Raw genomic sequence first — 21,628 nt, forward strand, 5'->3', positions numbered from 1 at the left:
TCGAAGTATTCAGGTCAATGACGCCGGTGAGTCGCCGGCACACGGAGGAACCATGGACGCCAGCGCAATTCCCGAGGGATTCACCCCGTTCACCCGCAGCAGCCCGTTGCTGGATTTGCTGGGCCCGATCTACGCGAGGGGCAGCGGGCTGCAATTGGAGTTGGGTTTATTGACTGACTCACGCCATGCCAACGGCCGTGGCACCTTGCATGGCGGTGTATTGGCGACTTTGGCCGATGTCGGCATGGGATATGCGATGGCATTTTCCAGCGACCCTCCGCAGCCTTTGATCACGGCGAGCATGACCCTGGATTATCTCGGCGCCGTGCAAATCAACGAGTGGCTGGAAGTGCGTCTCGAGTACTCGAAAAAAGGCCGGCAACTGGCGTTTGCTGCCGTCAGTTTGCATGTCGGTGAGCGAAACGTCGCGCGGGCCAGTGCGGTGTTTGCGGTGCCGGTGGGTTGAGAAGTGCGTGTTCTTCAAAGCGGCAGTAATCGGTATCTGGTGATCAGCGGGCAGGTGTTGTCGGATCGTCCTGAATGGCAGCTAACCGCCAAGAGCGGATCGTCGGTTTCAGCCATTCTCGGGGCAGGGCACCCAGAGTTCACGGTGAGGGTCAGATTGCATTAGCGCAGGCTTCAGTCTGCCTTTCACAAAGCCTCAATCTAAGTTAGCGTGCACTTTTTGCACAATTGGGAACGCTTAATGAAGACAGTGATTGAACGGCTGGAAAAATGGTTAGAGACCCATCTTCCTGAAGTACATCGGGATCTGGCCCCGGGCTGTTCGGATGCTGCAATCGAAGAGTTCGAAAACCTTGTTGGCCGACCTTTTCCCGAAAGCTTGAAGCAGCTCTACAGGTTGCACGACGGGCAACACGGTGCTGCGAACTCAGGGCCTTTTTATGGACTTGTTTTTCTGTCGCTGGCAGCGGCCAAGACACATTGGGAGTCGTGGAAAGATATCATCGATGAGTGGTCGCCCGAAGAAATGACCGAGGCGAGTGCATTCTGCACTTCGGGAAACTCCGGCGCTATCCAGGCTCTATACGCCAATCGATACTGGATTCCCTTCGCCTTCGACTACGGTGGCAATCATCTCGGTGTTGATTTGGATCCGGGGGAGAGCGGAACCTTGGGACAAGTCATTAATTTTGGCAGTGATGAAGAAGATAAATACGTTGTCGGCAGGTCCGTTGATGAGTTTATGGAGTGGCTGGTCGATCAACTCGAAAGTGGGAACTTCGCAATCAGGGAGGAGGATGACGGTTGGCGAAGCTTGAACACCAAGGAGCCTGAAATGCTTCATTTTCTGGACGCCGTTCCCATTCTGTTTGGGGCGCAATCTGTGAGGTGAACCGGCAAGATCGCCAGTTGGGTCTACGCACGTAGAGAGCTAAAGGGGGGCAAATGTATTTTCCGGAAATCCCCCCTTTTTTTACCTGTCTTCTTTCTTCTCGGGGCAATAGCCGTTCCGGACGACTCTTGGCCGATTGCGGCTGCTGGTTGCGGACGCCTGACCGGGTTTTTGGGAATAGCCTGTTTTTGGCGAGTCATGAAAGAAGCGTTCTAAGTCGTGACGGAATGGCGACAACCTCTTTGGTTTCTGGCGAGACGCAGACATGAGTGATATTCGCTACGAAAGATAATGTTCCATTGCTGATAAACCCCTCGACCAGAAAAGTGAAAGAGTGAATCCCTACTTTTGCCACGCTGACCTTGATGTTCAACTCATCATCCCACGTCAGAGGTGCCAGTAACTCCAATGACATGGCGCGAACCGGCGGCAATATATCAAAGCCCATCAGAGTTCTAAGTCCGGGTGTGCCCAGCCACTTGTCAAGTGCAGCATAAACAGCTTCTACCGAAAAATATGAAAAACGGGGAGTGTAAACTAATCCTGCGGGATCACAGTCTCCAAACAAAATGGTTCTGCTGACAAAAACTGCATTAGGCATTGGTCTGTTTTCCTTGATTTATCCGATGCCGGAAGTTATCCGCGCGCTGTTGCTCTTTATTGCCGCTCAAGAATGATGCTCGTCATGTTGATGCGGCAAGTCCATAACATAGCATTGCCCTCGACGGGTATCCGTAGCGTTCATCAAATCAATGAGCCGCTGACACGCCTAAGTGAGACGGGTGTTCCATTTCCTATCGGTATATTGAGTGATTTTTGTTTCACCTATCATGATTTCGTTGGTTAAGCAATTAGCCAAAGGTCTTATGATTGGCCTTTAATTAGCTCATTTTTTTGGATCCAACGTCTATATACTCGCCTCGCCGTGACCATGGGGTGGTTTTCGGTCTATAAGCTGACCCGGTGGTCATAGTGTTGGTGCGGCATGCTCAAGTGCCGATATGGAGATGTAAACATTGCAAAGGACTTCTATGAATATCTTTTACCTTCATTCCGGTGAAGTTAACTCTTCCGCTATCTCGCTCGTTGATCGCAAGGGTTATGCTGTAGTCGAAAAAGCCATTCATGAGTTTGTAGTTGACGTGGATTCGCAGAATTCCAACTGCTCGGTCATTCTCATTGCTTCTGACAAGTTGCATGAAGTTGAACAAGTTTTGGAGGCTATCAAGAAGCCGGGGCTGTTGGTCAGTACCCGGGTTATATTAGTCAGCGATGATCCGAAAGTGTGCGCTCTCGGAGATTCGGTGAAATATGACATTCAAGATGTTGTTTCTGCTAAAACCGAAATATTGGATATTGAAAAAGTTATCGAGAAAGCGATTTTTGCTTTTACCACGCTTCAGTCAAAACACAACATCAAAGAGTTTTATCTAGACAATAAATTCAACGAGGTTTTTGACTGGTTTGAACAATCGCGATGGGAGTGGTCAGAAATTGGCGACCTTTCCGGCATCGACAGAAGCTTGTTGACCGACGAGGACATTCAACTTCTGCACGATGGTGCTGTTGTAGAACATACGACATTGCCGGGGTCGCACAACTTCCTCAACGAGTGGCGTGACGAATTCGGCTTTTCCACCTGGTCATTGATGTGGGGAGCCGAAGAGGCTCGGCATGCCTTGGTGCAGGCCAAATACCTGAAGCAATTGGGTATTGAGGTTCGCTCAAAACACGCCATGTTTACGCGTAAACCGTATGAGGTGGGTGACTACCCGTCCGCCACGCTGATGATGAACGTGATTTCTGAATACCGTGCGGCCAACTACTACAACCTGCGCGCCCACCGAACGAATGAGCCCACCCTGAAGAAAATCTGGCGTTTGCTCAGCAAGGACGAGTCTCGCCATGCCAAGGCGTTCTATGTCTTTTGCAAAGAGTTGTGCGACGAAAGCGACGTGAATATGTTGGAAGCACTGAAAATGGCTTACGTCTGGCTGATTGATGCCTCCTATGGCGTCAAACACCCTGCAGGTTTGTTCTTCCCGAATGCGGACTCACCCGACTCGGTCAAGACAATTGAACAGGATGTGGTGGGCGACGATGACAATGAACGTGGTGATGCCAATGTCTACCGCGCCTTGCGCAATCTCACCGGCAATAAAGCAATCGTCGATACACGCTCACTGAAAGCCGAGATCCGCGCCAGAATGTAGGTGATACATCATGAACGACACGCTTGTAGAAGACTCAGGTGTCACCTCGAATTGTTTTGGTTGCAGCGAACAAAATGATATCGGCTTGAAGTTAGTGTTTGACGACGGTGTGGATGAGGTCTCTGCGCGAGTATCACTGGATCGTCAGTATGAATCTTATCCAGGCATCGTCCACGGTGGAATTGTTTCGACCGTTCTGGATGAAGCCATGGGAAGAGCCATTATGGTCTTTACCGGAAAAATGGCAGTCACGATGGGACTCCGAGTGCGCTTCATCAGTATCTGCGAGTCATTTGCAGAGTACCGGGTGGCAGGAAAAATCGTCTCGATTACCGGCAGTATGATCAAAGCTGAGGCTCGGCTCCTGACACAAACCGGCGATCTGGTTGCCTTGGGGGAGGCGTCGTGGATTGTGATTGAGCCCGAAGATGTTTTTAGTGGGCAGACTAAAGTCCCGCATAGAACGTTGTTGTATATAAACCATGAAGTTAGCCGCGAGGGAACGATTTGTGAACGAAATTGAATTCGACATACTGGACATTATTACTACGGTTGTTGGGCTGGAAGCCGGCACTGTGACGAAAAGCACCAGTATCAGAGACCTTGGTGTAACGTCGATGAAGATCGTTGAAATGATTTTGATGATTGAGAAAAAATACGATGTGGAAATGCCCGATGATGCAACTTACACGATCGAAACCGCGGAGCAGCTGATTGCCGCTGTTCAGCGGCTGATTAAAGCTAATCAGGAAGAGTCTCTCGCTATTAATTGACCGGCGACTGATGTGGCGCTTTGCAGTCAGTCAATAGACGGCAAGGCGCTTTTTGGTGGTTTGTAAAATCAGGGAATGATGTGAATACAATACTGACTGCACTTACACGTACAGCCGAACTGTCACCAGAGCGTGGATTTCACGTCATCAAGAATGGCAAGGTTTCGTCGTTTTTGAGTTATGCCAGCCTTCATGGGCGCGCACAGGCCCGCGCCAGTGCAATGCAGGAATGCTTGACGTTCAACGAACGAGTGGGATTGATATTTTTCAACGAACTCAGCTTTATCGAAAGCTTCTTTGCAGTCTTGTTTGCCGGCGGTGTGCCGGTCCCCATCGCACCACCGCAACCTTTTTCGCCGTTGCAGAGCTTCTATAGGCGTGTGGGTCTTATTGCCAGGCAGTCAACGATCCACAGGTTTCTGGTTTCTGAATCGCTCAGTGAAGAGGTCAAAGAATCTTTAGGTGCTCAAACCAGCTCGATCGTACAGACGCTTGATGAGTTCAGCGCTCTGGGTGAAAGCGATGCAGTGACACCCCGTCAGCGCCCAAATGCAATCAGTGACACCGCGCTGATCCAGTACACCTCGGGCAGTACTTCGGACCCAAAAGGGGTCGTGGTTTCTCAAGAAAATCTGATTTTGAATGTTGCCGCAATGTGCGAATCATTTGAAATGAACGCAGAGTCTGCCGGTGTTACCTGGTTGCCGTTCTTTCATGACATGGGCTTGATCGGTGGGTTGCTACTGCCCGTGTTTGCTGGCTCGGACTCTTACATAATGCGAACCGCAGATTTTGTAAAAGCACCGTTAAGCTGGTTAAAGGCCATCTCCGATTTTTCCCTGGAGATTTCACCAGCACCCAATTTTGCCTACAAGTATTGTCTTGAACGCTTCAACGCTGATGCCTTGTCGGACCTGAATTTAACCTCCTGGCGCTCTGCCACGAGTGGGGCGGAACCCATCAACCCTAAAGTCATGCGCGCTTTTACCCAGACTTTTGCGCCTTACGGATTCTCCGCACGCTCGATCATGCCCCTTTATGGAATGGCCGAAGCGACGCTGGGTGCAACGTTCACCACGGTGGGTGAGGGCATGCAAAGTGTATTTGTTGATCGTGAGGCATTGAACAACGGCAGGGTCGTGCTCGCGGGCCGCGATGCGCCGGGGAACAAAGAGATCGTGTCGTGCGGAAAACCCATCCGTCATGTAGACGTCAGTATTCATGTCGACAACCTGGATTTCGTGGATACCTCACTGCTGTTGGGTGAGATTGCGCTGAAAGGGAATTCGGTGTGCTGCGCCTATGACAATGACCAGAAAAATACCGCTGCAATGCTTGAAAACGGCTGGTTCTTGACCGGTGATATAGGCTTCCTGTTTGAGGGGAACCTGTATGTCGTCGGTCGAAGCAAGGAAGTCATCATTATCAATGGCGCCAATTACTTCGCCAATGACATTGAAAGTTACGCCGCTGAAGTCGAAGGTGTCCGGGGTGTTGCAGCAGTTCCACTGACTGAGTCGGACACTGAAGAATGCGCGTTACTGATCGTCCCAGCCAAAGGCCATGACACATCAAGCCTGACCCAAATCGTGCGCAGAAAGATCAGTGACGAACTGGGAATCCAGATAACCACTATCGACATCATTGCGGCGAGTCAGCTGTCCAAGACGACCAGTGGGAAAATCGACCGAGCCAAAATCAGATCTCTTTACAACAACCTCTCACGATCCGCCGAGGCCGTTAGCCAATGAACCTGTTTTTCAGATTATTTGTGATGTCGTTGGTAGGTTTTATCAAGAGATGGCGCAAGCCTGGCCACTTCAGGAGCGCGACGACGATTGGATTCACCGCCACACCGCTTGATATCGATTTGAACATGCACATCAATAACGGTCGTTTTCTATCGCTCGCTGATTTGGGCAGGCTGCATTTCCTGTGGTCTGTCGGCACGCTTGGAGGGATTCTGAAAAACGGCTGGATGCCTCTGGTAGGCAATGTTGACATTGAATACAAAAAGTCCATAAAGCTGTTTCAGCGGTTTGAAATTAAAACCGAACTGCTTTACTGGGATGAAAAGTGGTTTTACTTCCAGCATGTTTTCATGGTTGGGTCGAAAGTGTCGGCAGTGGCCAACGTCAAGGCACTCTTGGTCGACCGTTCACGCAAAGTCGTAGAGCCTGCCCGAATATTTGCTTTGATTGGTGAATCCCCTGAACCCCCGGAAGTGCCGGAATCCATTGCTGATTGGGTTGTACGTCCACGCGCACAACCACAAACGGCTGCACTCTGACATTCAAGAATGAGCGGATAGCATCCGCTCGCAAGAGCCCTGCGGACAGGCCTCACTCCGCAGGCTGGCGCTCTCTCGGCAGGCTCCCATGGCAGATATGGGTGAAATAAAAACTGTCCCTGAGAAGTCTTTTTCGAGCCTGCCTGTCAGTGCCGTATGAACCAGGCGCGAAGGCAGTTGGTCTCGAAGTGGCTGCTTTCGGCTCGATAGCAGCCGCTCATAAACGACTGCTCCGAGATCAGCCCCCTCAAGCCTGATCCATCGCCGCCGCCACCCCCTGATCCTCACCCAGAAAACCACCACTCTGATGCTGCCAGAGCCGCGCATAAATGCCGTTCCTGCTCAGCAACTCAGTGTGCGTCCCTTGCTCGATAATCCGCCCCTCATCCATGACGATCAGTCGATCCATCGCGGCAATCGTTGACAGTCGATGGGCGATGGCGATGACGGTTTTGCCCTGCATCATTTCATCAAGGCTTTCCTGAATGGCCACTTCGACTTCCGAGTCGAGCGCGCTGGTAGCTTCGTCGAGCAACAGAATAGGCGCGTTCTTCAGCATCACTCGGGCGATGGCGATACGTTGGCGCTGACCGCCCGACAGCTTGATGCCGCGCTCGCCGACCAGCGTGTCGTAGCCGCTGTGACCTTGTTTGTCGCTGAGTTGGCTGATGAAACCGTCGGCCTGTGCGTTGGCGGCGGCGCGGCGGATGTCTTCGTCGGTGGCGTCCGGGCGGCCGTAGGCGATGTTGTCGCGTATCGAGCGGTGCAGCAGCGACGTGTCCTGGGTGACCATGCCGATGGCGCTGCGCAGACTGTCTTGGCTCACCTTCGCGATGTTTTGCCCGTCGATGCGAATCTCCCCGCTGTCAACGTCATAGAAGCGCAGCAGCAGATTGATCAGCGTCGATTTGCCCGCACCGGAGCGGCCGACCAAGCCGATTTTCTCGCCAGCGCGGATGCTCAGGCTCAAATTGTCGAGCACCTGACGTTCGCCGTTGTAGTTGAAATTGACCTTGTCGAACGTCACCGCGCCGCCCGCCGGCACCAGTACGCCGGCGTTCGGCGCATCCTGCACCTTGGGGCCACGGGTGAGGGTGGCCATGCCGTCCTGGACGGTGCCAATGTTTTCGAACAGCGATGTCATTTGCCACATGATCCAGTGCGACATGCCGTTGATGCGCAATGCCATGGCAGTAATCGCCGCCACCGCACCGGTACCGACCTGACCCAGATGCCACAGCCACAGGGCATAGCCGCCGGCACCGATAATCAGCCCGACCACCAGCGCCTGATTGACAATTTCGAACTGACTGACCAGACGCATCTGGCGGAAACCGGTGAGCTTGAAATCCTCCATGGCCGCGCGAGCAAAGTGCGCCTCACGCTTGGAGTGCGAGAACAGTTTCACCGTGGTGATGTTGGTGTAGGCGTCGGCGATGCGCCCGGTCATCGATGATCGCGCATCGGCCTGTTCCTGGCCGACTTGGCCCAAGCGCGGCACGAAATACACCATGGCCAGCCCGAACAGCGCGACCCAGATAATGAACGGCAGCATCAGTTTCAAGGCAAAACCGCCGGCCAGAGCGATGATCGCAATGAAGTAAACGCCGATGCCCGGGGCGATTTCGATGAGCGTGAACAAGACTTCGCGCACGGCCAGCGCGGTCTGCATGACCTTGGTCGTGACTCGCCCGGAAAACTCATCGGAGAAGAAAGACAGGCTTTGCCGCAGCATCAGCCGATGGAAGTCCCAGCGCAGCCGTAACGGCAAGTTGATCGCCAATATCTGGTGCTGGACCATGGTGCGCAGCGCCACCAGCCCGATGCTGATGAACAGCACGATGCCGATACCCCACAGCACACGACTTTCCTGCGCGTTGACACCTCCGCCGGCCTGCCACGTCGAGAGCAGATCGACGACCTGACCAAGAAAGGAAAACAGCCAGGCTTCGTAGATCGACACACCTGCACTGAGCAGCGCCAACGCAAGGATATAACCGCGTGCACCACGTGTGCAGGCCCACAGGAACCGCATCAGGCCGACGGGCGGGGGTGGTGCTTCGTCGGGTGGGAAGGGGTCGAGTCGTTGTTCAAACACGCGAAGCATTGTGGTCTCCGAAATGATCAGGGTCCGGGGATTCTGCCACTTAATGGCGGCTTTGAGGGGGTGCACGTCAATGGCTTGTCCCGTTGCCAGAGGTTCACACCGACGAAGAACCCCGCACCTTCCGGGCGAAACCTATCAGCTACGCTATCTGATCAAGTGACTTGAGCAGAGCAGGATGCCGCGAACAACCTCGGTTACAGGCTGGGAGTCGATGAGCAAAGGAAATGTTTAATTTCTTTTTGATGTTTCTGTTCGTACTCATCCCCACGGCGTCGCTGTCACTCGACAGTTATCTTCGCTACCGAGTGGCAAAAAACCAACCGGTAAGCACGGCGTGGAAGGGCTGTAACCACGTGCTGGCGATCCTGCTGATCATGCAATTGCTGGGTTTGGCGCTGTACTTCTTTTACCTCGCCTGAGTCTGGTCGAACACCCGCTGATCCGTATGCTGCCATTCACCTCCGATTTGGCAACAGTGTTTGTCCCTCCGCCCGATTTTTCCCGCCACTGTCATTCCCTAGCATCGTCTCCAGGCCAGCAGCAATCACGCTGAAGCGGCCCACTCAACGAGACGGTGAACATCATGAACACAATGAAAATGGCGTTGGCGTTATTGCTTGGCAGTCTGGGCGCACAGGCGCATGCGGATGCGACGGATACACAAAACCTGCCGGTCGAAACCTATGCCTACTCGACCAAACTCGACATTGAACACGTGATCTCGATCACTGAGCCGGCGAATGAATGCGCGCCGGTGCCGGTTCAGATGACTTATGAAGACTCCCATGGCGAGCGCCATGTTCTGCAATACCAGGTCATGGGCACTGGCTGCTCCAGTTGATTCAGTGCAGAGAAGGGAGGGTCGACACTCCTTGTCTGCTGCACTCAGTGCTTTCTTGCTCCCGCAATATCTTCGTCCGATGCCAGTAATTCCGGGATCGACTGCTTGAGAAAATCCACCCAGGTTCTGGTTTTTGCATCAACGAACTTGCGCGACGGATAGATCGCGAACAGGTTCAACTCCTCCAGCCGGTACTCCGGCAACACCCGCACCAACGTCCCCGCCCGCAGACCGTCCACGGCCGACGCTATCGGCTGAATGCCGATGCCCATGCCTTTTCTGATCGCGATGGTCATGCCGTCGGCGGTGTTGATATGGAAGGGCGACACGGGAATGGTGATGGTCTCCATGCCTTGCGGCCCCTCGAACATCCAGTGCTCCACTGGCATCACCGTGTTGACGATGCGCAGGCACTCATGTTCGGCCAGGGCGTCGGGTGAGTGGGGCATGCCGCGTTTTTCCAGATAAGCCGGCGACGCGCAGAGGATGCTGTAGGTGATGCCCAGCCGTTGCGCGACGAAGCCGGAATCCGGCAGTTCGCGGGCCAGCACGATGGACATGTCGTAGCCTTCTTCAAGGAGGTCGGGCACGCGGTTGGTCAGGGTCAGATCAAACATCACCGTGGGGTGAATCTCTCGATAGCGGGCGATGGCGTCGATCACATAGTGATTGCCGATCGCCGACATGGCGTGGATTTTCAAGCGACCCACGGGCAGGGTTTGTGCGGTGCCGGCTTCCTCGTCGGCTTCGCGTACATCGTCGAGGATGCGCTCGCAGCGTTGCAGGTAACGCAAGCCGGCTTCGGTCAGGGCGAGGCGGCGGGTGGTGCGGTTGATCAGGCGCGTGTGCAGGCGGGCTTCAAGGGCGGATACGGCTTTGGACACGTTGGTTGTCGTGGTGTCGAGCAGTAGGGCGGCCGCCGTAAAGCTGCCGCTTTGCGCGACGGCGACGAAGAAACGCATGCTCTGGAAAACGTCCATCGTTGTTCCGCCTTATGGTGGGTTGTGTGGTGTTGGTGAGTCGGTGTTCACTTTTAATGGTGGCCCCTCACCCTAACCCTCTCCCGGAGGGAGAGGGGACTGACCGAGGTGTCTTACGCTGTCCGCCGACCTGATCAACCTTGGCGATTATGGATTCGGCAACATGCTTTCGGTTTGGCGAATCACTTGAACATCCCCCAATCAGGCTCCCTCTCCCTCCGGGAGAGGGCGGGGGGTGAGGGCTTCGATTGGCGTCACGCCACTGACCTCAAACCGGACGCCGCGCAATAAACCCCGGCACCCCGGTTTCCACCACCGAGTTGAAGCGGATCCGCGTGCTGATGTCTTCCTTGATCTCACGCATCGCCCGTTGCGGCAATGACGCAACATCAAAATTCTCCTGAATATGCGCTGGCGTCGCCGAGGTCGTCAGAAACGCCGTGCCACGCTGCACCGCCCAGGCCAGTGCCACTTGCGCCGGGGTCTTCTGCACATTCCGGGCGATGCCTGTCAGCACGGCGTCTTCAAGCACGTTCGGCTGCATCCCGTGACCCAACGGCGCGAACGCCAAAAGGATGATGCCGTGCTGTTGGCAGAACTCGAGCATCTCCCATTCCGGCAGGTACGGGTGCGACTCGATTTGCACCACGGCCGGTTTTATCCGTGCTGCCGCGACAATTTCTTTCAACGCCTCCAACGTGATGTCTGACAGGCCAATGGACTTGCAGCGGCCTTCATCCACCAAGTTCTCCAGCGCACGCCAGGTATCGAGCAAGCTAATCTCGCCATCGTAGATCACGTGGCCAAACACGTCGCGCGGGTCCTGATCATCCCCCGCCTGAAACGCGAACGGCGTATGGATCAGGTAGCAATCGATGTAGTCGGTTTGCAGACGCTGACAGCTCGCCTCGAAGGCCGGCTTGACCCGCTCGGGCCGGTGGTTGGTGTTCCACAATTTGGTGGTGATGAACACGTCTTCGCGACGAATCCGGCCGGCAGCGAAGACCTGCTGAAACGCCACGCCGACCTGCGTTTCGTTGCGATAACGCTCGGCGCAGTCGAAGTGGCGGAAACCCACCTCCAGTGCGCATCTGACCGCTTCAGTGGTAGTGCTCAAATCACGAAACAACGTGCCGAAGCCAACGGCCGGCATTGAGCCTGCACCGTTGTTCAGCGGCCAGCGGGTGTCGCGAAGCGCATCGTGAAAGGCTTCGTAAGTCATGGTTTTTCTCCAGTGTCGGTGGTTACAGCGGTGTTTGCCCGGTGCCTGCGCGGGCGGCGATTTTCTGCTCGAAAACGCCGACGGCATTGCCGCCCAACGCTACGAACAACTGCACGGTGTCGAGATAGCGCGTGGTCTTCACCTGAATCTGCCCGAGCAACGCTTGCTCGTATGCGCGCTCGGCTTCGAGTACTTGCAGAACGCTGTTTTCGCCTTGAGCGTAAGCCTGTTGGTTGAGGCGAAAACTGCTGTCGGCGGCGTGTAATGCATCATCCTGCGCGAGGTTTTGCTCGGCGCCGTGGTGGATCGCCTGCAAGCTGTCCGCAACCTGGCCGAACGACTGAATCACCGTTTGCTGATAACGCGCGAGTGAGGCGTTGTAGCCATCGATGGCGGCCTGACGTTCGGCTTTCAGCGTGCCGCCATTGAAGATCGGCGCGGTGAGCCCGGCAGCAAAGCCCCACAGCGCGGCGCCGCCATTGCCGGACGCGGCTTGTGCCAGTGAGGCCGACAACTCGATGCGCGGATAGAGATTGGCTGTCGCCACCCCCACGGCCGCGCTGGCCATGTGCAGTTCGGCTTCGGCCTGCAAGATGTCCGGGCGGGTGCGCGCGGTTTCCGAGGGCAGGTTGACCGGCACCGTCGTCGGCAAGGCAAAGTCGTCGAGGGTGAAGTCCGGTGCGATCCAGTCGGCCGGGCCTTTGCCGGCGAGGATCGACAAGGCGTGGCGCGCCGCATCACGCTGCTGAGCGAGTGGCGGCAGCAGGGTGCGATCCTGCGCGAGACGAGTTTGCGCCAGCGACACATCGATACGCGTTGTGCTGCCGCTCTGTTGGGCGCGCTGCACCAGATCAAGGTTTTTCGTGTCATTGGTCAGCAGCGTTTGCACGGCTTCGATCTGCGCATTGGCCGAGGCGATCAGCAACGCCTGTCGGGCCACTTCACCGGTCAGCGTCAGGTAGGCCGCTTCGTAACGGTGTTTATACAAGTCAGCCAAAGCCTGTTGGCCTTCGACTTCACGCTTGATACCGCCGAAAGCATCCAGATCGAATGTCACCCGTGGGCCGATGGCGTAGACATTGGCAACGCTTGGCTGCGGCCCGTTGTGAGTGCGCTGCCGACCGCCCGCTGCCGCAAAATCCACTTGCGGGTACAGCGCGCCTTCCGCCGCCGCAACGGAGGCCGCCGCCTGGCGCAGGGTCGCATCGGCGGCGACCAGTTCGAGGTTGCCGTCGATGGCGCGACGCATCACTTGATCAAGCTTTGGCGAGCGCAGCGCGGTCCACCAATCGCCGTGAATGCGTTGGCCCATGTCGAAACGTTGTGCGCCGGTCGACTGCTCGGCTTGCTCATCGTAGTGCGCTGAGGAGCCGGTGGCCGGGCGCTGGAAATCAGGGCCGACGGTGCAGGCCGAGAGCATCACCATCAAGGCCAGCGCACTGAAGGCACCGGGGATTGCAGAACGAGTGAAGCGCGTAGACGTTTTCATTTTGCAGACTCCACAAAGATCAGTTGGCCGCAGCCGGTTTGCGCAGCAACAGCACCAGCGGGCTCACGACGAGCATCACCAACATCAGAATCTTGAACTGGCCCATCACCGCGACGAACGCGGCCTGATGCGTCACCAGGTGGTTCAGGCCTTCCAGTGCCGGCAGCGAGGTCGGCAGCGCCGTGCGATAAGGCGTCAGCTGACTGACCAGCGCCACGTGCATCGCCTGGGTGTTGTTGAAGAAAAAGATCTGCACCACCGCCACACCAAGGGTGCTGCCGTAGACGCGCATCAGGTTGAACAGGCCGGTGGCTTCCGGGCGCAGTGCCGGGTTAAGGGTGCTGAACGCGACCTTGCTCAGCGCGGGCATCAACACGCCCAGGCCGACTCCCTGGATGAATCCGCTCCACGCCACGGGCTTCCAGTCCATCAGCGGCGAGTAGCCGAGCATCAGCCAGTTGGCGTAGACCACCAGGGCAATGCCCGCAGCGATGAACAGGCGAGTGTCGATCCAGTGCGGCGCACGGCCCATCAACAGAAACGCGCCAACCAGGCCGACGCCACGCGGGATGGTCAGAAACCCGGTGGTGTCCGGTGGGTAGCCCATGATTTCGTCGAGCATCGGCGAGGTCAGCGCCATGGTTGACAGCAGGACGAAGCCGAGGGCGAAGAACATCACTGTCGACAGCATGAAGTTGCGGTCAGCGAGTAAGGCTTTGCTGACGAAGTGCACCTTGGCGGTCCACCGATGGACGATGAACAGGTACAGCCCGAGCGCGCAGGCCAGCGCTTCGATGCAGATTTCCAACGAGTCGAACCAGTCCATGCGCTCGCCCCGGTCGAGGAGCATCTGCAGGCTGATCATGCCGAGGGTGAAGGTGCCGAAACCGAAAAAGTCGTAAGGCGGACGCTGCTCGGCTTTTTTCTCGGCGAGCAGCAACGTCGCCACCAGAAAAATGTACGCCGTCAGCGGCAGGCTGAGGTAGAACATCGGCCGCCAGTCGAAGTACTCGCAGATCAGTCCGCCAATACTCGGCCCGCTGACGATGCCGAACAGCACCAGCGCTGTCCATTTTGCGCCGAACGCAGGACGCTTTTCCGCAGGCAGCGTTTCCAGGGCAATCGCCATCGATAGCGGCGCCAGCACACCACTGGCCAGGCCTTGCAGAATGCGCGCGGCGATGAATTCCAGCGGCGAACTCGCCAGCGTGCCGAGCCACAGGCCCAGGGCAAACAGCACCAGTGCGATCTGATAAACCCGCTTCAAACCGAAGGCGGCGGCGAGCCACTGGGCGATCGGCAAAGTGATCGCGCTGGCGGCCAGATAAGCCGTGAAAATCCACCCGGCCTGATCGTCAGTCATCGATAGGCTGCCCTGAATCAAGCGCAGTGCGGCATTGGGCAATGGCAGATTCATCGATTGCAGATAAGTCGCCAGTAGCGCGACGAAGCGCAATCCACGCAGATCGGCAGCGTTGTTGCGAGCGATGGTGTTCATCACGCATTACCCCGCGCTGAGCAACGACTTGAATGGATACCACCACGGCGTGCGGTGGCCGGTGTCGACTTCAACCGTGGCACTGGTACCGGAGAACAGCGGCATGGCCGGGTCGGCGTCGTCGAGTTCGAGACGCACCGGTACGCGCTGCACCACCTTCACCCAGTTGCCCGTCGCGTTTTCCGGCGGCAGCAGGGCGAAGTCCGCGCCGGCGCCGGGGCTCATGCTGATCACGTGGGCCTTGAAGGGGCGATCCGGATAAGTGTCGAGGGTGATTGTCGCGGTCTGGCCGGGGCGCATGTGGGTGAGCTGGGTTTCGCGGAAATTCGCTTCGATCCAGGTCTCGTGATCGGAAATCAACGCGAACGCAGCGCTGCCGTTACTGACGTAATTGCCCACCTGCAAGTCGTCGACCTTGGCCACGATGCCGTCGGCCGGTGCGGTCACTGTGGCGTAGGACAGATAGAGCTGCGCTTCGTCGAGCTGCGCCTTGGCTTCGCGTACGGTTGGATGCCGGTCGATGGCGATGTCGGGATCACCATTGAGGGAGACCACGGTGCTGGCGATCTGTTGCTCGATCGAAGCGATGCGTTGGCGTGAAACTTTCAGGTCGGTATCGGCGCGCTCATAAGCGGCCCGTGAGACGAACTCGCTGGCGATCAGTGCTTTCTTGCGGGCGAACTCTTTCTGGTCGTAGTCCGCCGATGCCCGTGCCGATTGCAGTTCGGCCTGCTGCTGGCGATAGCTGGCCTTGAGGCCGTCGATGCGCAGGCGAGCGTTGCCTAACTGAGCTTCGGCGCGGTCGACCGCGATCTGTAACGGCTGCGGGTCGAGGCGAAACAGCACTTGGCCCTTACGCACGATTTGATTGTCTTCAACGGCAATCTCGACCACTTGCCCGGACACCCGCGCATTGATCGACGCCTTGGCCACGCGGGCATAGGCGTTGTCGGTGGAGACGAAAGGCTCGTTCGCCCGGTACTGGCTGTAACCGATGACCGCGAACAATGCTGGCAGGCCGGCCATCAACAGTGGTCGCAGCCTTTGCTTTAGCGGTTTTTTAGGCGGGGCGTCCGCCAGATCCCGGATCGGCTGGGCGCTGGCATGTGCTGCGGTGAGATCAATTGGCTGGGTCATGATCTGCTCTATCCAAAATGCTGAAGCGCAAACGGGACATCGGGCCGACCGGGGCAATCGCCTGTGGCCGCGACGTGATTAATGGCTGCTGAAAATCAAATCCGTGCGCGGTGGGGGAGGGTCGCTCCTTACCGCTGTTTGTCGTTGCTACAGCTCGTTTGAGTTGCGCCACAACAAAGCTGTTGACCAAGGAATTTCTGGTTCCTTAATTTTGTGCGATGGTGTAAGAATATGAGCGACTTCTCATCCTTGCAAGGAATTTGTACGACATGGCACAAAATAAACCGACAGAAGTAAAAGGCCGTGGCCGTCCTCGCGCCTATGACCCGCAAACGGCATTGCAACAGGCTCTTGGCGTGTTCTGGAACACCGGTTATTCCGGCGCATCCCTCGACAGCATCGCCACCGCGGCGGGCATGAACCGGCCTAGCCTGTACGCCGCGTTCGGCGATAAACACGCGCTCTATATCAAGGCTCTGGATCAATATTGGGACACTGCGCACGCCGCCATGCAGGCTGCGCTGACCGACAGCAGCCTGAACCTGATGCAGGCATTGACCGGTTTTTATGAAGGGCAACTGGCGATTTATTTCTCGGGCGACGGCCAGCCTCGCGGCTGCTTTGCCATCGGTACGGCGACCACCGAAGCCGTCGAAGACCCGGAAATTCGCCAAGTGCTGTCGGCCCGACTCAGTCAGTTGGACGCTGATCTGGAAGCACGTCTGCACAAGGCAATCGATGCGGGCGAGCTGAAACCTGATAGTGATCTCGCCGCGCTGGCGGTGATTGCATCTTCATTGCTGCACAGCATTTCGATCCGCGCCCGTGCAGGCAAATCCCGTGAAGAACTGACCGCGATTGCGCGCAACACCGTCAGCGTGATCTGCGGCTGAGCGCGCTCATGAACGCGCTCGAAGACATTCTCGCGGAAGATTTGTCAGTGGTCTTTTGCGGGATCAATCCTGGACTGCTGGCGGCAGAGCAGGGGCACCATTTTGCCGGGCGCAGCAATCGGTTCTGGCGCACGCTGCATCTGGCCGGGTTCACACCCGACGAACTCCGTCCGGAAAACGACCGCTCGATTCTGCAATATCAGTGCGGATTGACGGCGGTGGTCGCACGGCCCACCGCGCGGGCGGATCAAGTGTCTGCGCAGGAATTTGTCGCCGCTGCGGTGGATTTTGAGCAGAAGATTGTTCGCTACAAGCCACGCCATGTGGCGTTTCTCGGCAAAGCGGCTTATTCGTGGCTGTCCGGGAAAAAGCTCATTGCCTGGGGGCGTCAAGCCGAAACGTTCGGCCATGCGGCGGTCTGGGTGCTGCCCAATCCCAGCGGACGCAATCTGGCGTTTACGCTGGAACAACTGGTCACGGCGTATCGGCAGCTGGCGTGGGCAGCCGGTTTTCAAACGGTCTGAAGAGCTGCCGCGACGCGCGCCGAAATCCACTTCCGACTGTAGGCCAGCACACCTTGAGCAATGGCCGTGGGGAAGTGAATAAAACCGTGAGGCGAGGATGGCAGCAGGTGCATCTCGACCGGCGCTGATTGCGACCAGCGCCTGGCGATGTCGAGAGTGTCGTCGCGCAGCGGATCGAGTTCGCCGGCAAACAGCAGCGCCGGCGGGAAACCGCTGAAGTCGCCGTACAGCGGTGACAACGGTGGCTGGCGGCGTTGCTCGTCGGTCAGTTCCGGCGTCAGCAGGCGCAAGGCCTCGACCATGCCGGGACCGTCGAGCACCAGCGTGTCGGCGGGCGCGCTGCGCACGCTTGGCGTGCCGGTCAGGTCGTAGACGCCGTAATACAGCAGTGCGCCGCTGATTCTTTGCAGCAGATCGGGCCATTGTTTCAGCGCCAACAGTGTCGCCGCCGCCAGATGGCCACCCGCCGATTCACCGACCACCACGACGGGCAGGCCGGCGAACTCAGCCTCTTGTAACAACCAACGAGTGGCGTTGAGGCAGTCCTCCAACAAGCCTTCGATGGGCGTGGACACGGCCAATCGATAATCCACCGAAACCACGGTCACCTCGCAGCTGTCGACGATGGCCGCGTTGAAATTGTCATCCATCTGCGCATTGCCGATCACCCAGCCGCCGCCGTGAAAATCCAGCACCACGCCTTTCGCCCGGCCCTTGGGGCGGATGATTCGCACCGGCACGTTAGCAATCAGCTTGCGCTCAGCTGTCAGGCCAAACTTGCGCAACGCGCCGGAACCGCCGATCTGGCTGACGCGCAACAGCGCCTGAATCACACGCGGCGTCAGGCGATTGCGGATCTTGAAACGTGGCAGCCAGGCCAGCTTCCTGTTGAAGGCGCGCACCTCATCCAACTCGCGTTCGCCCTGCGGCCACGGTGTTGCAGTACCCCAATTGGCATTGCTCATCAGCGGTTCTTGATCAGGATGGAAAAATTCAACGCCGCCGCCACACACAGCCACGCCAGATACGGAAACAGGATCAAGCCAGTGATCAGGTCCAGTTGTATCGCCAGCACCACCATCGCCGCGACCACCAGCCACAACACGGTGAGAATCACCATCGCCGCCAACACCTGATGCGCGCCGAAGAACACCGGCGTCCACAATGTGTTCAGCGCAATCTGCGCCGCCCACAACGCCAGCACGGTCTGGCTGCCGGGGATCAGGCTCAAGCGGTAGCCGGCCCAGGCCAGCAGCAGATAGATAATCGTCCAGGCCAGCGGGAATGCCCAGTTCGGCGGGGTGAAGCGGGGTTTGTTCAGCCCTTCGTACCACGGCCCCGGTTTGAACATCACGCCGGTGGTTGCCGCAGCCGCGCAGGCCAGAAGAAAAATGAAAAAGGTCATCGCCAGTCCTTGGCTGAGATCAGCCGGTAAGGGGTTTAAGAAAGGGACGCCCCGGCGAGCGAAAAGTTTGCCATGAATTCCAGATGGGTCTGAGGGGCGATTCAATTTGAACTAAAAACTGACCACTGCGTCAGGATAATCAGTTGCCTTTTTCTACTGACGCGGATGACATCATGTACACCTATCACATCGAATATCGATTCAACGGCGAGCCTCGGACTTTTCTGCTTGAACTCAAGGAGCAGCAGTTGGCCAAGCACGAGGCCGCGATGCATCTGCTGGAGCTGCATGTGGGCGATGCGGAAAACAGTTTGATCATGCCCACAGCGGATTCGACCCCCGAGCAGATTCTTGAACATGCCGAGCGGGTAGGGATAACGGACATCAAGGTTGTCAGCCAAACTAACTGAAGCGTGATGCAGACGTTGGCAACGGCCGCGATCCATCGCATGCTGAGCGCACACCTCATTGTTCGCCTGGAGGACAAGCCTTGCCTACCCTGCGCCGCGCTCAACCGAACGATGCTGAAGCCATCGCCGCTCTCGTCAACAAAGCCTACTCACCCTACATCGCCCGGATCGGCAGAGAACCTTCGCCGATGCTTGATGACTATCGGCAGGTAATCGAGCAGAAAGATGCTTTTGTGCTGACTGACAACGATGAAATCGTCGGCGTACTGGTAACGAGCCAAGAGGGAACGGAGCTGCTGCTGGTCAACGTCGCCGTTTCGCCAAGTCATAAGGGCAACGGTTTCGGCAAACAGCTGATGGCGTATTGTGAAGAACATGCGTTGACACTGGGCTGCGAAGCGGTGCGGCTCTACACCCATGAACGGATGGTCGAGAACATCGCCATCTATGAAAAGGTCGGGTATCAGCAAACCCATCGCGCCAATGAGGATGGGTTTGCCAGGGTGTTTATGCGCAAGGCGCTGGACGCCTGATTGGAGGCGTCGCCGCATGTTTGGCTCTGTTTCAGTTACCGAGCAACGGGCAGTTGTTCAATTTGGGAGAGGCTCAGGTTCTTTTCCTTGATTTCCTGCCTCATTTTTTCGAAAGCCTCTTTTGACGGCTGAGGTTGTTGTTCTTGAACCTCAATTACCGCTCCGACCACTTCATCTACCTGCTCACTCTTCAAAAAACCAGTGGATACATTCCTACTGATGGTCCGCCCCTCATCTATCAATATTGCTTTTTTGCCAGCAGGCAGATCTGCGTTGAACTCCTCGAGTTTTGAGGTGATTAGTTTTGATTTTGTCCTTGGTAGCAGGATATGTGTCGGTTCCGCCCAGCGGGGACCAAAATGGTAGACGGCTGCATACATGGTTTTTGCCGTTGTAATATCTACACCTGCTGCACGCATTGCGGTGTAAAAAGCCATATGAGTCTGTTGCCAGCTTCGTTTCCTGTTTACGCACGCTACATCGTGAATTACTGCTGCATTGCGATATTGTCCATCAAGTGGTCCACCCACAACCGACCAGGCTATCTGTGGTATAGACGCACCGTCTGTAACAGTACCTTTAGGAGCGAACCAGAAGATTTTCTCAGGTCCCGGGCCTGTGTACGCAAAGTCTCCCAAGAGCTTGACATCGTGTTTGGAATGAAGGAACTCCACTCTCAATGGTCCTGAAAATTTTCCCCAGTCTGCCGAATAGGCATTGGTTGTAAGGGCCAGAATTATAATTGCCAGTAGATTTTTCATTGTTCAGCCTTGGAGGATTTGTCCTCCTGATAGACATGAATCTAAAGTGAGTGGGTAGCTTTCAAAGTGCAGATATAATTAAAGTTTTTCATTAGCCGCCGACCAGGCTTACATCGGTATAGTGTCTGTGAACTTTGAGTTTCTGGTTGTTATACTCGACTAATAACTGAACGTAGTCATCGACGAATATGGTGACTGTGGCGGGATATACTCCGCCAGAAAATTCGACGTAAATTTTATCACCATTATTGCGAACCTTTTCCAGGATCTCAGAGAACGTACTCATGCTTGGCTCCTTGGGCTAGAAGTTATAGGCCCTTCATTTGGCTTGCGTAGTTTTTGGCGCAGTCGCTTTTTGATTTGTCATCTTTTGCTGACTCAATGCATCTAACTAGCTGTTTCGAGAGCGAATCACTTGCAATCGATGAGGCGGATGACATGTGCTTCAGTATCTCTGAATCTAATTGTCCAGCCGCCACTTTATTCGCCACGCTTGCCAAAGCCTGATCTGACTGCGCCTTGGCCTTTTGTTGTTCTGCAGCCACCATGCTCGTTAACGCGGCAATAATCGCTTCATGCTCTGACTTGACATTGGTTGCTGTCTCAGCCTTGTTGTTTCCTAACCAGCCATTGGATGCTGCCTCACAAGTTCTGAACATCATTTCCCTAGCGAGAAGAACGTATTGTGTTCGACCATCAAGAGTAACTATTGTGCTGACAAAATCTATAGCGCCATTCGCGGTTTGTTGTAGATCTTGATTGCTTCCTGCACTCATGGAACGAGTTGACCCTTCTGCACTCGTGCTGGAGGCTTGGCTGTTGAGAATTGCATTTAGTTTATTAGTAGCTTCAAGTGACGCCTTGGCAGAACTCGACGCAGCGACGTCGGAGAATGGCTCTGCGCATGAGGTGTAAGTGTTGGCTGATGATTCATTTCTTATATAGACGCCTCGTAACTGTGCCGGAATGGAAGCCATCAACAACTCGCCGTTCGCAGTTATCTTTTTTATTTTGGCCTCTTTTTGCTCTGCCAATCCCAGCGATGAGCAGCCGGAAATCATCGTTAGCGATAAAAAAGTAAGCGCCAGTAATCGATTTTTCATAAAAACTCCTTTTTTTGATGAGGCTTGTTCAGTGAGTCGATACCCCGGGCTGAATTTAACTTAGTTGAGTTTTGGCAGAATGCCAGTATCGG

Annotated in this window: 25 protein-coding genes; 13 read left to right on the plus strand and 12 right to left on the minus strand. The window is 56.0% G+C overall.

Annotated elements, in window-relative coordinates:
- Positions 1-52: 52 nt before the first annotated feature.
- A complete protein-coding gene (locus HUW52_RS15315; RefSeq protein WP_175554131.1) occupies positions 53-466 on the plus strand; it encodes a PaaI family thioesterase in 414 nt (137 codons plus the stop codon).
- Between the two features lie 240 nt (positions 467-706).
- Positions 707-1,357: an SMI1/KNR4 family protein gene (locus HUW52_RS15320; protein WP_175554132.1), complete on the plus strand. Its 651-nt coding sequence runs from the start codon at positions 707-709 to the stop codon at positions 1,355-1,357.
- 196 nt (positions 1,358-1,553) lie between these two features.
- Here HUW52_RS15320 and HUW52_RS15325 read toward each other — a convergent pair whose 3' ends face one another.
- Positions 1,554-1,958 carry a thioesterase family protein gene (locus HUW52_RS15325; protein WP_175554133.1) on the minus strand — a complete coding sequence of 135 codons (405 nt, stop codon included), beginning with the start codon at positions 1,956-1,958 and terminating at the stop codon, positions 1,554-1,556.
- 430 nt (positions 1,959-2,388) lie between these two features.
- On the opposite strand from HUW52_RS15325, the gene HUW52_RS15330 reads away from it, so the two are divergent.
- From HUW52_RS15330 to HUW52_RS15350, 5 genes are all read left to right on the plus strand, one after another.
- Entirely contained in the window at positions 2,389-3,570 is a 1,182-nt protein-coding gene (locus tag HUW52_RS15330) for a ferritin-like domain-containing protein (RefSeq protein ID WP_175554134.1), read from the plus strand.
- A 10-nt stretch (positions 3,571-3,580) separates the two neighbouring features.
- On the plus strand, positions 3,581-4,093 hold the full coding sequence (locus HUW52_RS15335; protein ID WP_175554135.1) for a PaaI family thioesterase: 513 nt from the start codon (positions 3,581-3,583) through the stop codon (positions 4,091-4,093).
- A complete protein-coding gene (locus HUW52_RS15340; RefSeq protein WP_175554136.1) occupies positions 4,080-4,343 on the plus strand; it encodes an acyl carrier protein in 264 nt (87 codons plus the stop codon). Before HUW52_RS15335 ends, HUW52_RS15340 begins: the two co-directional genes overlap by 14 nt.
- A gap of 80 nt (positions 4,344-4,423) precedes the next feature.
- The gene (locus HUW52_RS15345; protein ID WP_175554137.1) at positions 4,424-6,094 is read left to right on the plus strand and encodes an AMP-binding protein; all 1,671 of its coding nucleotides are present in this window, start codon (positions 4,424-4,426) and stop codon (positions 6,092-6,094) included.
- Positions 6,091-6,633, plus strand: a complete 543-nt coding sequence (locus tag HUW52_RS15350; protein ID WP_175554138.1) for a thioesterase family protein — start codon at positions 6,091-6,093, stop codon at positions 6,631-6,633. Before HUW52_RS15345 ends, HUW52_RS15350 begins: the two co-directional genes overlap by 4 nt.
- A gap of 247 nt (positions 6,634-6,880) precedes the next feature.
- On the opposite strand, the gene HUW52_RS15355 is transcribed toward HUW52_RS15350, so the two are convergent.
- Positions 6,881-8,740, minus strand: a complete 1,860-nt coding sequence (locus HUW52_RS15355) for an ABC transporter ATP-binding protein (RefSeq protein WP_175554139.1) — start codon at positions 8,738-8,740, stop codon at positions 6,881-6,883.
- Between the two features lie 224 nt (positions 8,741-8,964).
- Here HUW52_RS15355 and HUW52_RS15360 point away from each other — a divergent pair, with 224 nt between their 5' ends.
- On the plus strand, positions 8,965-9,159 hold the full coding sequence (locus HUW52_RS15360) for a hypothetical protein (RefSeq protein ID WP_016984880.1): 195 nt from the start codon (positions 8,965-8,967) through the stop codon (positions 9,157-9,159).
- Between the two features lie 164 nt (positions 9,160-9,323).
- On the plus strand, positions 9,324-9,581 hold the full coding sequence (locus tag HUW52_RS15365; protein ID WP_026000591.1) for a DUF2790 domain-containing protein: 258 nt from the start codon (positions 9,324-9,326) through the stop codon (positions 9,579-9,581).
- A gap of 44 nt (positions 9,582-9,625) precedes the next feature.
- On the opposite strand, the gene HUW52_RS15370 is transcribed toward HUW52_RS15365, so the two are convergent.
- The 5 genes from HUW52_RS15370 to HUW52_RS15390 all read right to left on the minus strand — a co-directional run bounded on the left by HUW52_RS15370 (position 9,626) and on the right by HUW52_RS15390 (position 15,907).
- Complete coding sequence (locus HUW52_RS15370) at positions 9,626-10,561, minus strand: LysR family transcriptional regulator (RefSeq protein WP_016984882.1); 936 nt, start codon at positions 10,559-10,561, stop codon at positions 9,626-9,628.
- Between the two features lie 268 nt (positions 10,562-10,829).
- Positions 10,830-11,783 (minus strand): aldo/keto reductase, encoded by a 954-nt coding sequence (locus HUW52_RS15375; RefSeq protein WP_175554140.1) that lies wholly within the window; start codon positions 11,781-11,783, stop codon positions 10,830-10,832.
- Between the two features lie 22 nt (positions 11,784-11,805).
- A complete protein-coding gene (locus HUW52_RS15380; protein WP_175554141.1) occupies positions 11,806-13,272 on the minus strand; it encodes an efflux transporter outer membrane subunit in 1,467 nt (488 codons plus the stop codon).
- A 19-nt stretch (positions 13,273-13,291) separates the two neighbouring features.
- Positions 13,292-14,770 (minus strand): DHA2 family efflux MFS transporter permease subunit, encoded by a 1,479-nt coding sequence (locus HUW52_RS15385; RefSeq protein ID WP_175554142.1) that lies wholly within the window; start codon positions 14,768-14,770, stop codon positions 13,292-13,294.
- Positions 14,771-14,776: 6 nt separating this feature from the next.
- A complete protein-coding gene (locus tag HUW52_RS15390; RefSeq protein ID WP_016984886.1) occupies positions 14,777-15,907 on the minus strand; it encodes an HlyD family secretion protein in 1,131 nt (376 codons plus the stop codon).
- Between the two features lie 269 nt (positions 15,908-16,176).
- On the opposite strand from HUW52_RS15390, the gene HUW52_RS15395 reads away from it, so the two are divergent.
- Together HUW52_RS15395 and mug are read left to right on the plus strand one after the other, a co-directional pair.
- Positions 16,177-16,800, plus strand: coding sequence for a TetR/AcrR family transcriptional regulator (locus HUW52_RS15395; RefSeq protein ID WP_175554143.1), 624 nt, complete (start codon positions 16,177-16,179; stop codon positions 16,798-16,800).
- An 8-nt stretch (positions 16,801-16,808) separates the two neighbouring features.
- Complete coding sequence (gene mug, locus HUW52_RS15400; RefSeq protein WP_175554144.1) at positions 16,809-17,324, plus strand: G/U mismatch-specific DNA glycosylase; 516 nt, start codon at positions 16,809-16,811, stop codon at positions 17,322-17,324.
- Here the strand turns inward: mug and HUW52_RS15405 are convergent.
- The gene (locus HUW52_RS15405; protein ID WP_175554145.1) at positions 17,312-18,289 is read right to left on the minus strand and encodes an alpha/beta hydrolase; all 978 of its coding nucleotides are present in this window, start codon (positions 18,287-18,289) and stop codon (positions 17,312-17,314) included. The two genes, mug and HUW52_RS15405, sit on opposite strands and share 13 nt — an antisense overlap.
- Positions 18,289-18,729: a TspO/MBR family protein gene (locus HUW52_RS15410; protein WP_034155416.1), complete on the minus strand. Its 441-nt coding sequence runs from the start codon at positions 18,727-18,729 to the stop codon at positions 18,289-18,291. The genes HUW52_RS15405 and HUW52_RS15410 overlap by 1 nt, the downstream gene beginning before the upstream one ends.
- Positions 18,730-18,872: 143 nt before the next feature.
- Here HUW52_RS15410 and HUW52_RS15415 point away from each other — a divergent pair, with 143 nt between their 5' ends.
- Entirely contained in the window at positions 18,873-19,139 is a 267-nt protein-coding gene (locus tag HUW52_RS15415; protein WP_016984890.1) for a hypothetical protein, read from the plus strand.
- Positions 19,140-19,219: 80 nt separating this feature from the next.
- Positions 19,220-19,672 (plus strand): GNAT family N-acetyltransferase, encoded by a 453-nt coding sequence (locus tag HUW52_RS15420; RefSeq protein ID WP_175554146.1) that lies wholly within the window; start codon positions 19,220-19,222, stop codon positions 19,670-19,672.
- Between the two features lie 35 nt (positions 19,673-19,707).
- Here the strand turns inward: HUW52_RS15420 and HUW52_RS15425 are convergent, their stop codons facing one another.
- From HUW52_RS15425 to HUW52_RS15435, 3 genes are all read right to left on the minus strand, one after another.
- Positions 19,708-20,433, minus strand: coding sequence for a DUF1353 domain-containing protein (locus HUW52_RS15425; RefSeq protein WP_016984892.1), 726 nt, complete (start codon positions 20,431-20,433; stop codon positions 19,708-19,710).
- A 91-nt stretch (positions 20,434-20,524) separates the two neighbouring features.
- Positions 20,525-20,719, minus strand: coding sequence for a hypothetical protein (locus HUW52_RS15430; protein WP_016984893.1), 195 nt, complete (start codon positions 20,717-20,719; stop codon positions 20,525-20,527).
- A 22-nt stretch (positions 20,720-20,741) separates the two neighbouring features.
- Positions 20,742-21,536, minus strand: a complete 795-nt coding sequence (locus tag HUW52_RS15435) for a hypothetical protein (RefSeq protein ID WP_175554147.1) — start codon at positions 21,534-21,536, stop codon at positions 20,742-20,744.
- Between the last annotated feature and the right edge of the window lie 92 nt (positions 21,537-21,628).

This window comes from Pseudomonas sp. 43A (assembly GCF_013363935.1).
Lineage (GTDB): Bacteria > Pseudomonadota > Gammaproteobacteria > Pseudomonadales > Pseudomonadaceae > Aquipseudomonas > Aquipseudomonas crudilactis.